General features: G+C 62.1%; 13 protein-coding genes. 7 read left to right on the top strand and 6 right to left on the bottom strand.

Translation table 11 applies throughout. The features are described 5' to 3' along the window. Nucleotides 1-30: 30 nt before the first annotated feature. A complete protein-coding gene (locus I6L37_RS00490) occupies nucleotides 31-2,007 on the top strand; it encodes a methyl-accepting chemotaxis protein (RefSeq protein WP_216993015.1) in 1,977 nt (658 codons plus the stop codon). 101 nt (nucleotides 2,008-2,108) lie between these two features. Here the strand turns inward: I6L37_RS00490 and rfaH are convergent, their stop codons facing one another. From rfaH to metN, 4 genes are all read right to left on the bottom strand, one after another. Then, nucleotides 2,109-2,609: a transcription/translation regulatory transformer protein RfaH gene (gene rfaH, locus I6L37_RS00485; RefSeq protein WP_026457148.1), complete on the bottom strand. Its 501-nt coding sequence runs from the start codon at nucleotides 2,607-2,609 to the stop codon at nucleotides 2,109-2,111. A 96-nt stretch (nucleotides 2,610-2,705) separates the two neighbouring features. Then, nucleotides 2,706-3,506 (bottom strand): methionine ABC transporter substrate-binding lipoprotein MetQ, encoded by an 801-nt coding sequence (gene metQ / locus I6L37_RS00480; protein WP_042070136.1) that lies wholly within the window; start codon nucleotides 3,504-3,506, stop codon nucleotides 2,706-2,708. 25 nt (nucleotides 3,507-3,531) lie between these two features. Continuing rightward, on the bottom strand, nucleotides 3,532-4,185 hold the full coding sequence (locus I6L37_RS00475; protein ID WP_042070135.1) for a methionine ABC transporter permease: 654 nt from the start codon (nucleotides 4,183-4,185) through the stop codon (nucleotides 3,532-3,534). Next, the gene (gene metN / locus I6L37_RS00470) at nucleotides 4,166-5,209 is read right to left on the bottom strand and encodes a methionine ABC transporter ATP-binding protein MetN (RefSeq protein ID WP_042070134.1); all 1,044 of its coding nucleotides are present in this window, start codon (nucleotides 5,207-5,209) and stop codon (nucleotides 4,166-4,168) included. The genes I6L37_RS00475 and metN overlap by 20 nt, the downstream gene beginning before the upstream one ends. Before the next feature lie 501 nt (nucleotides 5,210-5,710). On the opposite strand from metN, the gene I6L37_RS00465 reads away from it, so the two are divergent. Beyond that, on the top strand, nucleotides 5,711-6,166 hold the full coding sequence (locus I6L37_RS00465) for a hypothetical protein (protein WP_026457144.1): 456 nt from the start codon (nucleotides 5,711-5,713) through the stop codon (nucleotides 6,164-6,166). A 74-nt stretch (nucleotides 6,167-6,240) separates the two neighbouring features. On the opposite strand, the gene ppgK is transcribed toward I6L37_RS00465, so the two are convergent. After that, a complete protein-coding gene (gene ppgK, locus I6L37_RS00460) occupies nucleotides 6,241-6,984 on the bottom strand; it encodes a polyphosphate--glucose phosphotransferase (RefSeq protein ID WP_042070132.1) in 744 nt (247 codons plus the stop codon). An 83-nt stretch (nucleotides 6,985-7,067) separates the two neighbouring features. Continuing rightward, complete coding sequence (queG, locus tag I6L37_RS00455; RefSeq protein ID WP_042070131.1) at nucleotides 7,068-8,222, bottom strand: tRNA epoxyqueuosine(34) reductase QueG; 1,155 nt, start codon at nucleotides 8,220-8,222, stop codon at nucleotides 7,068-7,070. Nucleotides 8,223-8,336: 114 nt separating this feature from the next. Here queG and I6L37_RS00450 point away from each other — a divergent pair, with 114 nt between their 5' ends. Genes I6L37_RS00450 through miaA form a run of 5 tightly spaced genes read left to right on the top strand, consistent with a single transcriptional unit; the run spans nucleotide 8,337 to nucleotide 14,631 of the window. Then, nucleotides 8,337-9,848, top strand: a complete 1,512-nt coding sequence (locus tag I6L37_RS00450) for an NAD(P)H-hydrate dehydratase (RefSeq protein ID WP_216993014.1) — start codon at nucleotides 8,337-8,339, stop codon at nucleotides 9,846-9,848. Nucleotides 9,849-9,856: 8 nt separating this feature from the next. Continuing rightward, nucleotides 9,857-10,330 carry a tRNA (adenosine(37)-N6)-threonylcarbamoyltransferase complex ATPase subunit type 1 TsaE gene (gene tsaE / locus I6L37_RS00445; protein WP_042028249.1) on the top strand — a complete coding sequence of 158 codons (474 nt, stop codon included), beginning with the start codon at nucleotides 9,857-9,859 and terminating at the stop codon, nucleotides 10,328-10,330. 23 nt (nucleotides 10,331-10,353) lie between these two features. Then, nucleotides 10,354-11,820, top strand: a complete 1,467-nt coding sequence (locus I6L37_RS00440) for an N-acetylmuramoyl-L-alanine amidase (protein WP_223380415.1) — start codon at nucleotides 10,354-10,356, stop codon at nucleotides 11,818-11,820. 14 nt (nucleotides 11,821-11,834) lie between these two features. Next, on the top strand, nucleotides 11,835-13,712 hold the full coding sequence (gene mutL / locus I6L37_RS00435; RefSeq protein WP_216993013.1) for a DNA mismatch repair endonuclease MutL: 1,878 nt from the start codon (nucleotides 11,835-11,837) through the stop codon (nucleotides 13,710-13,712). After that, the gene (gene miaA / locus I6L37_RS00430; RefSeq protein WP_216993012.1) at nucleotides 13,702-14,631 is read left to right on the top strand and encodes a tRNA (adenosine(37)-N6)-dimethylallyltransferase MiaA; all 930 of its coding nucleotides are present in this window, start codon (nucleotides 13,702-13,704) and stop codon (nucleotides 14,629-14,631) included. Before mutL ends, miaA begins: the two co-directional genes overlap by 11 nt. Nucleotides 14,632-14,692 lie beyond the last annotated feature (61 nt).

Raw genomic sequence — 14,692 nt, 5'->3', positions numbered from 1 at the left:
CAGGATGCCCGCAACGAAACAAGGATGTTCATGAAAATTTCAAGCAAGTTGCTGCTCAGCTTCTGTTTTATCAATCTGCTGGTGATCCTCTCTTCCAGCCTCGTCTACCACCAGCTCGCCCGCATCGGACAGGCCGGCAGTGCCCTGCTGGAGCAGGCTCTGCCCGCCCTGCAACGGGATGAGGCCAGCCAGAAGGCGCTGGTGGCGACCATCTCCTCCCTGCGGGCCTATCTCATCCTGGGCAAGGATCCGGCGCAGGCCGCCCGCCTCAAACAGGAGTGGGAGGGGGCCTGGCAGGTGATCGAGCATCAGCAGTTCACCGCCGAGCTGGCCCGCTCGCTCAAGGCCTTCAAGACCAGCCAGCAGAAGGTGTGGGACATCGCCCATACCGACGAGAACCTGCCCGCCCATACCCTGATGCTGCAGGAGGCGGGGCCGCTGGCGGAGTCAGCCCTCGATCAACTGCAGTCCTTTGCCAACGAAGAGGTGGCCACCCCGCAGGATCAGCTGCCCGGCGATCGCCGCCTGCTGCTCAAGCAGGTGGGGGATGCCTACAACGGTCTCTCCAATGCGCTCTCCGCCCTGCGCGACTTCCTCATCTCCGGCGATCCGGACTATCGCACCAAATACCAGGATTATTACCAGTTCCACCAGCAGCGGGTGGCCGAGCTGAAGCAGCAAGAGGCCAACTTTACCGAGGTGCAGAAGGGGATCTGGTCGCTGTTCGAGGAGATGTCGGCCCCCTTCGCCGAACTGGTAGGGCAGGTGATCAGCAAACGGCAGGCACCCGACTGGGATCAGGCCAACCATCTGATGGCGACCGAGATTGAACCGGCTCTCGGCCAGCTGGCGACCCAGCTGGCCGGCCAGGTGACCCAGACTCGCGCCGAGGTTGAAAGCATGGGCCAGAAGATGACCAGCGCCGGTCAGGCCATCAATCGCACCTTGCTGCTGGCCACCCTGACCGTGATCGTACTAGGCACCCTGGTGGCGCTGCTGTTCAGTCGCCGCCTGACCCGGGACATCGCCAGCCTGGTGCTGCGGGCCGATCTGGTGGCCAACGGCCGGCTGCCGGCCCGCCCCCTGCCGGTACAGAGCCAGGATGAGCTGGGCGGGCTGACGGGCTCCATCAACCAGATGTCCGGCCAGCTGCGCCAGTTGGTGGGGGAGATCCAGGGGGCGGTGGGGCAGGTGGATGGGGCCTGCGGCGAGGTGGGCAGCACCACCCGCGCCATCGTCACCGATCTGGCGAGTCAGAATCAGCGGGTCGATACGGTGGCGGCGGCCATCGAGCAGATGTCAGTGAGTACCCGGGATGTGGCGGGCAACATCGCCGAAGCGGCGCGAGCCGCTCAGCAGGCCGAGCTGCAGACTCGCCAGGGCGGCCACGAGCTGGCCCGCATGACCGCCACCATGCAGCAGATCGCCGCCATGATTGCCGAGGCGAACGAGGCGATGGGCCAGCTCAGCAGCCAGAGCGAGCAGGTAGGCAGGATCACCGAGGTGATCGCCACCATAGCCGAGCAGACCAATCTGCTGGCGCTCAATGCCGCCATCGAGGCGGCGCGGGCCGGCGAGCAGGGGCGCGGGTTTGCAGTGGTGGCCGATGAGGTGCGTCTGCTGGCGAGCCGGACCAGCCAGTCCACCGAGGAGATCAGCCAGACCATCGCCAGCATCCAGCAGCAAACCCGCCAGACTGTCAACACGGTCGGCAGCGGCACCCGGCTGGTGGAGGAGGGGCGTGGCGCCGTCGACTCGGTGACCGGCACGCTGAATGCCATGTTGCAGCTGGTGCAGGATCTGTCGGGCCAGCTGGGGGCGATCGCCACCGCGACCGAGCAGCAGTCACGGGTGGCCCAGGAGGTGGCGGGAACGGTGGAGGAGATCGCCGGGCTAAGCCGGCAGTCGAGCCAGCGCAGCCAGCAGGGGGAGGATATAGTGGCCCGACTGGCGCAGGATACCGGCCGTTTGACGGCGGTGATCAGCCGCTTTGAACTGGATGCCTGAGGCGGACAAGGAGCATGAAAACGGGGCAGGCCGCTGGGCCTGCTCCGTTTTTTTTTTCAGCCCTACTGGCGCAAGAGCTGATTGCTCTGGCCAGCCGTAGGTCAGTCCAGCCGGCGGAAGGACTGGTTGTCGAGGCTGCAGGGGGTCTCCTGGTTGAGCAGGTTGACCAGCAGGATGGCCCGCTTCTCGCCATCAGGTTCCATATAGATGGCTTCAAAACCGGCGAAGGGGCCGGTCTCTATCTTCACCTTGTCCCCCTGGCTGGGCAGCCTGGCGTAACTGGCTCTCGCCTCGTCACTGTCATCCTTGCTCATCAGCTGATAGACAAGCGCACTGTTGATGGGCGTCCATTCGCTGCCGAAGTGGATGATCCGGCTGATGCCGCGGGTCGACTTCAGGGTGATGGGGGTGACTTCGTTCAGATCGACGAAGATAAACAGGTAGTTGGGAAACATGGGTTCCCGAACGGGAACCCGCTTGCCCCGGCGCAGCTTCTCGATCTCCACCATGGGGTAATAGGATTCGATACCCTGGGCATCGAGATGGGCGCGGGCGCGGGCCTCTTCTTTTGGCTTGCAGTAGGCCAGATACCATTTTTTCATGTGATCAGTATGTTCGTGTTGCCGTGCTCGCGGATATGATAGCGGCGCTTAATAAAAAGGCCACGCAAAGCGTGGCCTTTTTTACCGAATGGATGATTACCAGCCTTTGACCAGGCCGCCCTTGAACAGCTCCTGACCTTTCTTGTAGACATCGTCAGTCTGGAAGGACTGGACGAACTGTTTGACCTTCTCGTCATCCTTGTTGTTCTCGCGGGCCACGATCAGGTTGACGTAGGGGGACTCCTTGTCTTCAACAAACAGGCCGTTTTCGCTCGGGGTCAGACCGATCTGGCCAGCGAAGGTGTTGTTGATGATGGCCAGATCCACGTCTTCCAGGGAGCGGGGCAGCTGGGCTGCTTCCAGCTCGACGATCTTGAAGTTACGCGGATTGTTGGTGATATCCAGTACGGTGGCTTCCAGGCCGGCACCCTCTTTCAGGGTCAGCAGGCCCTGCTTCTCCAGCAGGATCAGGGAGCGGCCCAGGTTGGTCGGGTCGTTCGGTACCGCGATCTGGGCACCATCCTGCAGCTCGTTCAGCGCCTTGATCTTCTTGGAGTAACCGGCGATCGGGTAGACGAAGGTGTTGCCGACCGGCACCAGCTTGAAGCCGCGATCACGGATCTGGGCATCCAGATAGGGTTTGTGCTGGAAGGCGTTGACGTCGATGCTGCCATCGTTCAGAGCCACGTTCGGGGTGACGTAGTCGGAGAAGGTCACCACTTCGACGTTCAGGCCATATTTCTCCTTGGCGATCTTGGCGGCCACTTCGACCAGCTCGGTTTCGGGGCCGGCGATGGCACCCACTTTCAGGCTCTTGTTCTCTTCTTTCTGGCCGCAGCCGGCCAGTACCAGGCCAGCCAGCAGGGCAGCCGCAACGGATTTGATGCCAAATTTCATAAAACCTCCTGTCAGAAATCGACGATTAACGATGATCGTATTTGTTGACCAGGCGCTCACCTGCGCTCTGGATGAGTTGAACCAGCACAACCAGGATAACCACGGTGACCAGCATGACGGTCGGGTCGAATCGCTGGTAGCCGTAACGGATACCCACATCACCCAGACCGCCCCCACCGATGGCACCGGCCATGGCGGAGTAGTTGACCAGGGTCACCAGGGTAATGGTGACGCTGTTGAGGATGCCGGGCAGGGCCTCGGGCAGCAGCACCTTGGTGATGATTTGCAGGGGCTTGGCGCCCATGGCCTTGGCTGCTTCCAGCAGGCCGTCCGGCACCTCCATCAGGGCCCCTTCCACCAGGCGGGCGATGAAGGGGATGCAACCGACGGTCAGCGGCACTATGGCGGCGATGGTGCCGATGCTGGTGCCGACGATCAGCCGGGTTAGCGGGATGATGGCCACCAGCAGGATGATGAAGGGCACCGAACGGCCGATGTTGACCACCATGCCGAGGGTGCGGTTGAGCAGCGGGTTGGCCAGGATCTGGCCGGCCTTGGTCACGTGCAGCGCCACGCCGAGCGGCAGACCGAGCAGGCAGCCGAACAGGGCGGAGGCAAACACCATGATGAGGGTGTCGCCCAGGGCCGTGAACAGCAGATTAATCATTGCTTCGGACATAACCCATTACCTCCAGCTGAATATGGTTGTCGATGAAGAACTGCTGGGTGGCCTCGCACTGGGCCTCATCCCCGAACAGTTCCGCCAGCAGGAAGCCGAACTTGACGCCGCCGGCGTATTCGATGTCGGCGCTCAGGATGCTGATGTCGATGTTGAAGCGGCGGCTCGCCTCCGAGATGAGCGGCGTGTCGACCGTGCTGCCGGTAAAGCCGAGCTTTACCAGCGGATAGCTGGCGGGTACCCGCTCCGTACTCATCCGATCCTGATACTCCTGGGGTACTTCCAGGTGGATGGTGGAGTGGATGAAATCCCGGGCCAGCTGGGTCTTGGCATTGCTGAAGAACCAGGCCACTTCGCCCTGCTCGATCAGGCGGCCGTCACTGATGATGGCCACTTCGTCGCAGATCCCCTTCACCACGTCCATCTCGTGGGTGATGAGCAGTATGGTGAGCCCCAGCTTGACGTTGATCTCCTTGAGCAGGGTCAGGATCGAGCGGGTGGTCTGCGGGTCGAGGGCCGAGGTGGCCTCATCGCACAGCAGCACCTTGGGCGCCGGCGCGAGGGCCCGGGCGATGGCGACACGCTGTTTCTGGCCGCCGGAGAGCTCTGACGGATAGGCGTGGGCACGGGCTTCCAGCCCGACCAGCGCCAGCAACTCGGCGACCCGATGCTGGATCTTGTCCTTGCTCCAGCCTGCCAGTTCCAGCGGGAAGGCGATGTTGGCAGACACGGTGCGGGAGGAGAGCAGGTTGAAATGCTGGAAGATCATCCCGATCTGGCGGCGGGCCTGGGTCAGGTCCCGTTCGCTCAGGGTCACCAGATCCTGGCCATCGACGATGACCTGGCCCTCTGTCGGACGCTCCAGCAGGTTGACGCAACGAATGAGGGTGCTCTTGCCGGCGCCGGAGGCACCGATCACCCCGAAAATTTTGCCTTGGGGCACATGCAGGCTGACATCACGCAGGGCGTGCACGGCATCACTGCCTTTACCGTAGACTTTGTTGAGACCGATCAACTTAATCATGGGATTCTTCCGTGCTAACAGCCTTAAAGCACAGGGCGCTACAGGCGGGTGAATTGGGCAGAGGTTTCACTGGGTGACACTGCCATCATGGAGGATGATGCTAAGATGTCTGGATGGCCGTGTCAACGACCATTTATACATCTAGACGTCTAAAAAAGTGAGAAAAAGGATGCCCTTCCCGAGATGATGTTTTGTGGCGAAGAGGGGCTAAATATTGAATTCATGAATGTGGCTATCAATCCGAATTTAACATGGAAATCCTGGCTTGAATGTCATTTATATTGGATTTTGCACGACCTTTTTGTTCTGCTTCGTTTGAAGCACCTATGCACGCCCCGCCCTATCTTTTTACTTTTTGTTGCACAAATCGTTCCCGTTTCCTCGTCTATGGCACTTCTTGCCCGTTCATTTGATATAGCGCAAGGGGCAGCGCGATCCTGATTGGGGCACGAAAGATGGTTTTTTATACTGGGATGGACATCAGACAAGGAGGGCAGTGCGATGAGATTCCAACAGATCAAACAGTTGCTGCACTATCTGGAGCAGGTACATCACCAGCTTGGGCTCTGCTACGGGCGCTTGGCCGCTCAGGTGGACAGTGAACGCAGCCGGATGTTGCTGGTGTATTTGCAGGGGCGGGAAGACGCCGCCTGCGCTCACCTGCACGAGTATGGCAGCCAGCTGACCGAGGCGGTAAGGGAGACCTGGCTGGAGCAGGGGTTTAGCGAAGACATGTTGCCCGGCATTCGCCAGTTCGAGCTGCCAGCCACGGCCCAGACCCAGGATATCGTCACCCGGGTGTGTAGTTGGGAAGAGCAGCTGGTGGGCGAGCTCAATCATCTGGCCCGCGAGTGCCCGACCTCGGATACGGCGGCGCTGCTCGAGAATCTGGCCCGGCTGGAGCAGACCCGCCTGACCCGGTTGGTACACGGGGTGCATCGCCTGGACGATTTGTAAGGCCATATGAAAGAAGGGCCCGGCATGGCTGTCGGGCCCCTTGATTATGGGAGGTAGTCACAATGCCGAAGTGTTCAGCCCTGATGCTGCTCGGCGGCATAGAGGGCTGCCCCTATGATGCCTGCTTGGTTGAGGCTGGCCGCCGGGATGAGCGGCGCCCGGGTCTGGATGCGGTCGACAAACTTCTCCAGTTTGGCAGCGCTGCCGCCCCCCAGGATGAAGAGGTCGGGGGAGAACAGAAACTCGAGGCGGGCCAGATACTTGTTGAAGCGCTTTCCCCAGCGGTTCCAGGAGAGATCTTCGCGCTTGCGCACCGCATCCGAGCAGTAGTGCTCGGCGACCATGCCTTCCAGAACGAGATGACCCAGCTCGGTATTGGGCAGCAGGTGGCCGTTGACAAACACCGCCGTACCGATGCCGGTGCCTACCGTGATAAGGATGATCACCCCCTGGCGCTCCTTGCCTGCGCCAAATTTCATCTCGGCCAGACCGGCGGCATCGGCATCGTTCAGCACGTAGCAGGGCTGGCCGGTGACATCGCTGAACAGGTGAACGGCGTCGGTTTCTATCCAGCTCTTGTCGATGTTGGAGGCATTCTTGGCGATCCCGTGGTGGATGGTGGCGGGAAAACCGCACCCCACCGGCCCTTGCCAGTTGAAATGCTCCACCAGTGCCTTGAGGGTATGGGCAATGGCGGCCGGTGTGGCCGGTTGTGGCGTGGCAATGCGATGGCGCTCGCCGATCAGCTCGCCGGTTTTGGTATCGACCAGACAGCCCTTGATCCCCGAGCCGCCAATATCCACTCCCAACATATGCATCTGTGGTGTCCTTTTAATGTGCTGACCGTGACGGATCGGCAGAGCATGAAAAAACTGCGGCGTGCCGGCAAGGGGCAGATCGCTCAGGCGTGATCCGGCAAACCTTTTTCGATGCAGCGGATCAGCAAGCGAGTCTTTTTGCTCTCCTCTTCCCGACGGCCGGCCAGGGTTGCCAGCGCCCATTCGATATGCTCAGCCACCAGGGGCTTGGCCTCGGCAAGGGCCTGTTGCAGGGCGTCAATCACTTCCGCTGTGGCCGGCCCGTTGCCGAGTGCCACCGCCAGATTGCGGCGCCAGCGCTGGTAGCCGATGCGGCGAATGGGGCTCCCTTCAGTGTGCTTGAGAAACTCGCTCTCGCTCCAGCGCCACAGCTCAAGCAGGGGCGGGCGGTGCAGATTGGGTCGCGCACTGAAGTCAGGCTCCGGGCTGGCGTCCGCGTAGCGGTTCCAGGGGCAGATGAGTTGGCAGTCGTCACAGCCATAGATGCGGTTGCCCATCAGCGGCCTGAACTCTGGCGGGATGGGACCGTCATTTTCGATGGTGAGGTAGGAGATGCAGCGGCGGCCATCCACCACGTAAGGGGCGACAATGGCGCCGGTAGGGCAGATGTTGATGCAGGCCATGCACTTGCCGCACCGTTCCTTTTCGACCGGTTCGTCCAGCGGCAGCGGCAGGTTGAGCAAGAGCTCTCCCAGAAAGAAGAAGGAACCGGCCGACTCATTGAGCAGCAGCGAGTGCTTGCCCACCCAGCCGAGGCCGGCCTTGGCTGCCAGCGGCCGCTCCAGTACGGGGGCCGAATCGACGAAGGGGCGCCACTCGCCGATGGGGTCGGTTGTGGTTTGAAACAGCTCAGCGCAGCGCCGCTCGATGCGTTCCCCCAGCTGCTTGAGCCGGTTGCGCAGCACCTTGTGGTAGTCGCGCCCGAGGGCGTAGCGGCTGATGTAGCCGAGAGCCGGATCGCGCAGGGTGGCGGCGAAGCCCGCCTCGAAGGGGAGGTAGTTCATCCGCACCGACAGCACACGCCGGGTGCCCGGCAGCAGCTCGTGGGGGCGGGCCCGCATCATGCCGTGACGCGCCATATACTCCATGCTGCCGTGGTGGCCTGCATCCAGCCAAGCCTGCAGCCTGGGCTCTTCGATGGCGAGATCCGTATCCGTGATGCCTGCCTGGTCAAATCCTAGCTCGCGGGCCCAGAGCTTGATATCTTGAGCCAACTGCTCAAAGTCGGGGGCCGTCATCCCGCTGCATGCCTTAATGAATTGATCTGCAAGGCAAACAGGAGTGGATGCTCAGGCATCATCATGGGCCGGGCTGGGCCGGTTCGGGACAATGGATAAGCGTCGGGAGCCGTCATGGTACAGGTCATCGGGGATGCTGAATGCAAGAAAGAGGCGGACAGTCTATCACAGGGGCTGTGGCGGACCGAACAGATCCGCGCCCGTGAACAGGAGTGGGCCAGGCGTGAAGGGCAACCGCTCTATGCCCTGATGGAGCGGGCTGGTGCGGCCCTCTTTGCCCATGCAATCCGACACTGGCCCGAGCGTCGCAACTGGTGGATCTTCACCGGCCCCGGCAACAACGGCGGGGATGGCTATGTACTGGCTCGCCTCGCCCGCCAGCATGGGTTGGAGCCCGTGGTGATTGCCGCAAGGGAGCCCGTTCAGTTGAAGGGGGATGCCAGAGTGGCCGCCGAGGCCTGGCTGGCCTGCGGGGGAAAGGTCTGGCTGGCCGAAGACCCGGTGCTTGCCAGCCTTCCTCCCCCCGATCTGGTCATTGACGCCCTGCTGGGCACGGGTGTCAGTACACATCTCGCTCCGTTACTGACAAAGATCGTCGCAACAATCAATGGCTTGGGTGTGCCCGTGCTGGCTGTGGATCTGCCTTCCGGACTCAATGGCGATACGGGGCGCGCCATGGGGGCCGTGGTGCGCGCCACCTGCACCCTCACCTTTATCGGCATCAAGCAGGGCATGCTCACCGGGGATGGGGTCGACTGTGTCGGTCGGCTTGAATGCGATGAGCTTGGCGTTATGCCCGATGAGCGTGTGCCGCCTTCAGCCTGGCGGCTCGATTATCCGGCGCTCAAATCGCAACTGGTGCCGCGCTTGCGTTCGGCTCACAAGGGGATGAATGGCAAGGTGCTGCTGGTGGGCGGCAATCGCGCCATGCAGGGGGCCATCCTGCTGGCGGCCAGGGCCTGCCTGCGGACCGGCGCCGGATTGGTGCGAGTGTGTCAGCATCCGGTTCATCCGCCAGTCAGTCTATCCCAGCCAGAATTGATGGGAGGCGATGAGGCGGATGACGGGGGCTGGGCATCGGTGCGTGTCATAGGGCCTGGCCTCGGGCTGGATGAGTGGGCTCGCACCCGGTTCGAGCAGGCATTGACCAGCAAAATTCCTCTGGTTTTAGACGCTGATGGATTGAATTGGCTGGCGCAAGCTCCTCGTCATCAGGATAATTGGGTACTTACTCCCCACCCTGGCGAGGCCGCTCGGCTGCTGGGGTGTTCCATCGCCGAGATTGAATCCGACCGGTTTGCCGCAGTGCGCGCCTTGCAGCAGCGTTACGGCGGCGTTGTGCTGCTCAAGGGGGCCGGTACCCTGATTGCCGATGACGAGGGGATCGCGCTCTGTTGCGAGGGCAATCCCGGCATGGCAAGTGGCGGCATGGGCGATCTGTTATCTGGTATAATCGCCGCCCTTTTGGCTCAGGGCTGGTCCGCCACCATGGCTGCCCGGCTGGGGGCCGTGCTCCACGGAGAGGCTGCCGATCTGGCCGCCGCTGACGGAGAGCGGGGCATGCTGGCGTCCGATCTGTTGCCCTGGATCCGCAAACTGGTTAATCCCGACACCATTACAAGTTAAAGAAGAACATGGCAAAACAGTTGATGATGACACTGCCGGACGAGGCAGCAACAGTGGCTCTGGGTGGCCGTCTGGCACAGGCCTGTCAGCAGGCGACCACGGTGTTTTTGCATGGCGCCCTGGGGGCCGGTAAAACGACCCTGACCCGGGGCTGGGTACAGGGGCTGGGCCATCAGGGCAAGGTAAAGAGTCCGACTTATACCCTGGTCGAACCCTATGAGCTGGATGGCTGGCAGGTCTACCACTTCGATCTCTACCGTCTGGCCGATCCCGAAGAGCTGGAGTTCATGGGGATCCGCGACTACTTCTCTGCCAACACCCTCTGTTTGGTGGAGTGGTCCGAGAAGGGGGAGGGCTGGCTGCCGGCACCCGACCTCGAAATCACCCTCACCTATGTAGGCGAGCAGCGCGAGGCCCTGATTGAGGCACGCACTGCTATTGGCGAAGCCATTCTGGAACGGTTGTCATCTACGTGCGCTTGATCCTTCTTATTGCTTTCTCCTTGATGGCCTTACCCTCCTGGGCGAATCAGCTCAAGAGCGTGCGGATCTGGCCATCACCGGACAACACCCGGGTGGTGCTCGACATGAGCAGCGCCCCCAATTACAACTACTTCACCCTGACCGGTCCGGATCGCCTGGTGATCGACCTGAAAGGGGCGAACGTGGCCACCAACCTGGCTCGCGTCGAGAACAACAGTGAACTGGTGCGCAAGGTGCGCCAGAGCACGCCCCAGGAGAAGGGCGACCTGCGGCTGGTGCTGGACCTGAGTTCAGCCATCAAGCCGGTGGTGTTCCCGCTGGCCCCGGCCGGCCCCTATGGGCATCGGCTGGTGATCGACTTGCCCTATGAAGAGAAGCGCTCGGCCGCCGCCGTGCGATCGGCGCCGGTGGGCGGCAAGGGCAAGGGGGTGGTGATTGCCATCGACCCGGGTCATGGCGGGGAAGACCCTGGCTCCATCGGCCCGCGTCGCACCTACGAGAAGCGGGTGACCCTGGCGGTTTCCCAGAAGCTGGCGGTTCTCATCGACCGTGAGCCCGGGATGCGTGCCATCCTGACCCGCCGTGGTGACTACTTCGTCGATCTGAACAAGCGCTCCGAAATCGCCCGCAAGGCGAAGGCTGATCTGCTGGTGTCCGTTCATGCCGACAGCTTCCATAACTCCACGCCACGTGGTGCTTCCGTCTGGGTATTGTCGACCAACCGCGCCAACCGCGAGATGGGCAGCTGGCTGGAGAAGCAGGAGAAGCAGGGCGAACTGCTTGGCGGGGTCGGCAAGGTATTGGCCGAATCCGATCCCAACCCCTATCTGGCACAGACCTTCCTCGACCTCTCGATGGACAAGTCCCGTGCCGAGGGCTATGACGTCAGCCGCCAGATCCTGCGCTCGATGGGTAAGGTCGCGAGGCTGCACAAGAAGGCGCCGGAACACGCCAGCCTGGCGGTGCTCAAGGCGCCGGACATTCCCTCCGTGCTGGTGGAGACGGGGTTCATCTCCAACCACGCCGAAGAGAAGTTGCTGGCCACCTCCAGCTATCAGGATCAGCTGGCTCGCGCCATCTTCGAGGGGATCCGCAATTATTACCGCGCCCACCCGACCAAGGGGGCCATGCTGACCGGCAAGAGCGTGGCGAGCCAGCCAGCTGCGGCGCCCAGACAGGTGGCCGCGAGCAAACCGGCTCCCCAACCCCAAGTGACCAACCGGATGCCGGCGACTGTGCGTGACAGTGGTGCACCGGTCAGCAGCGTGGGCAGCGCCTCCGGCGCCGGGGTGATCAAACCCTACTCGGCGACCACCAGTGCCGGGGTCAACGACAAGTCGAAGATGATCCGCCACGTGGTCACCCGCGGCCAGAGCCTCTCTCGCCTTGCCGAACGGTACGGGGTGAGCCAGGCCCGTCTGGTGGAGATCAACAAATTGAAATCGCGGGAAATCCAGATAGGGCAGGTGCTCTACATTCCCAAAAAATAAAGCAGGAGCCAGCGATGCCAATCCGTATATTGCCTCCGATTCTGGCTAACCAGATTGCCGCAGGGGAGGTGGTGGAGCGGCCCTCTTCCGTCGTCAAGGAGCTGGTGGAAAACAGCCTGGATGCGGGCGCTGACCGGGTCGAAATCGATATCGACAAGGGGGGCGCCAAGCTGATCCGTATTCGTGACAACGGCTGCGGAGTTGCCCGGGATGAACTGGTGCTGGCGCTGTCGCGCCACGCCACCTCCAAGGTCGCGACCCTGGACGATCTGGAAGGGATCAACAGCCTGGGATTTCGCGGCGAGGCGCTCGCTTCCATCAGCTCGGTTTCCCGGTTGACCTTCACCTCCCGCACTCAGGAACAGTCCGAAGCCTGGCAAGCCCAGGCCGAGGGGCGCGAGATGAGCGTCACCGTCAAGCCAGCGGCCCATCCGGTGGGTACGACAGTGGAGGTGGTGGATCTCTTCTTCAACACCCCGGCGCGGCGCAAGTTCATGCGCAGCGAAAAGACCGAGTTCGCTCATATCGACGAGCTGGTGCGCCGCATCGCGCTCTCCCGCTTCGACGTCACCCTGATCCTGCGCCACAACGGCAAGGTGGTACGCCAGTACAAGGCTGCCAATACGGTGCCGGAGCAGGAGCGCCGCCTTGCCGCCGTCTGTGGCACGCCCTTTATGCATCATGCGCTGGCGGTGGAGAGCGAACACAGCGACGTGCGGCTGTGGGGCTGGCTGGCCACTCCGCAAGGGGCCAGGCCGCAAAATGATCTGCAATACACCTACGTCAATGGCCGCATGATGCGCGACAAGCTCATCAATCACGCCATCCGTCAGGCCTATGACGAGCTGTTGCCCGCCGATCGCTTCGCCGCCTATGTGCTCTATATCGAGCTGGATCCCCGTCAGGTGGATGTGAATGTCCACCCCGCCAAGCACGAGGTGCGCTTTCATCAGGCCCGCCTCATCCACGACTTCATCTTCCAGGCGCTCTTTACCGCACTGCGCCGTGAAGGGGCTGGTACCGCCACCGATGAGCCGCTGGCCGAAACCCTGGTGGAACTGCCGGTCAGTCCGCAGATCGAATATCCCGGGCAGGCGCCTCGTCCCGAATGGTATGGCGCCGAGCACAACTACCGGGCGCCGGCTCAGGTGCGAGAAGGAGGATCGGGAAGCGCAGGTGCAGGGCGCGCCGGCAGCTACCAGCCACCCGAGCCCCCGAGCCGCGAGGCGATGCGGGGCATGGGAGCGCTGTTCACCACCTTGCCCATCGCCGAATCGGCACAAGTTGCGACAAACGCCCCTGCTGACGCTCCCAGGCCACCCGCACAACAGGGTTGCCGGGCGCTTACTCTGGTGGAGCAGGCCTATCTGCTGATGGAGCGGGATGGCCAGCTGGCACTGTTGTCGCTGGTGCGGGCCGAACGCCTGCTGCTGCGTCACTGGCTGCTGGAGACCTGGGGCCAGGGGCTGGCGGCCCAGCCACTGTTGTTGCCAGTCTCCTTCAAGTTGCCCAAAAACCTGATTACCCTGGTGGAGGTGCAGGAGCGTTTGCTCAAACGGATGGGGCTGGAGTTGAAAAGCGGTGGGCGCGACACCATGATCCTGACTCGGGTGCCCGCCTTGCTGCGTCAGACCGACCTGGTGCGGCTGTTACCCGAATTGCTGCAAATCATCGAGGGCGGATCTGACAGTGATGCCGGCCAGCAGGCTGAAGTATTATGCCAATGGCTGGTGGAGCAGGGGATAAGCCGCGAGAAAGTATACGATTTTTCAACTGCCAGTCGGTTGCTGACGGAACTTGTGGCCGATCACGCTGACCAACTGGCAGACGTTCGCATGGTGCGCCCGCTCTCGCTGGCGACCGTGCTGGAGGAGTTCAAGCATGGCGAGTGACTTGCCGACTGCAATTTTTTTGATGGGGCCGACGGCCTCCGGCAAGACGGATCTCGCCATCGAACTGTGTCAGGCGCTGCCCTGCGACATCATCAGCGTCGATTCGGCCCTGATCTATCGCGGTATGGATATCGGCACCGCCAAGCCGACCCCGGCCGAGCTGGCGCTGGCGCCTCACCGGCTGATCGACATCCTGGATCCGGCCCTGAGCTACTCGGCGGCGGATTTTTGCAAGGATGCTCTGCGGGAAATGAAAGAGATCGCCGATCGCGGCCGCATTCCGCTGCTGGTGGGCGGTACCATGCTCTATTTCAAGGCGTTGCTGGAGGGGCTGTCACCCCTGCCTTCCGCCGATCCGGCCATTCGCGCCGGCATTGAAGAAGAGGCGGCACGCCTCGGCTGGCAGGCGTTGCACGACGAGCTGGTGCGCATCGACCCGGTAGCTGGTGCCCGCATTCATCCCAACGACCCGCAGCGGCTCAGCCGGGCGCTCGAGGTCTACCGCATCAGCGGCAAGACGCTCACCGAATTGACCCAGGTACAGGGAGAGGGGCTGCCCTATCGGGTACAGCAGTTTGCTATTGCGCCGAGCGATCGCGCCGTGCTGCATCAGCGTATCGAACAGCGCTTCGACAAGATGCTGCAAGGGGGCTTCGAGCGGGAGGTGAGGGCCCTGATGGCCCGCGGCGATCTGACCCCGGATCTGCCCTCCATTCGCTGCGTCGGATATCGCCAAATGTGGGACTATCTGAACGGCGAGATAGAGTATGATGAGATGCGTTATCGTGGCATCGTTGCCACCCGCCAATTGGCAAAACGACAGATGACCTGGTTGCGCGGTTGGCCCGATGTGACCTGGTTGGAATCTGGTGAGTCTGGCAATCTGGAACGCGTGCTTGCTCGCGCTGGTGTGGCTTGACACTCCCTGTATAATCAGGTTGTTATATTGAGATTCGATGTTTAAAAACAACAAACTATAA

Origin of the sequence: Aeromonas sp. FDAARGOS 1407 (assembly GCF_019048725.1) — a bacterium.
GTDB classification, from domain to species: domain Bacteria; phylum Pseudomonadota; class Gammaproteobacteria; order Enterobacterales; family Aeromonadaceae; genus Aeromonas; species Aeromonas enteropelogenes.
The sequence above is the reverse complement of the archived record's forward strand: the minus strand, read 5'-3'. Positions and strand labels throughout refer to the sequence as shown.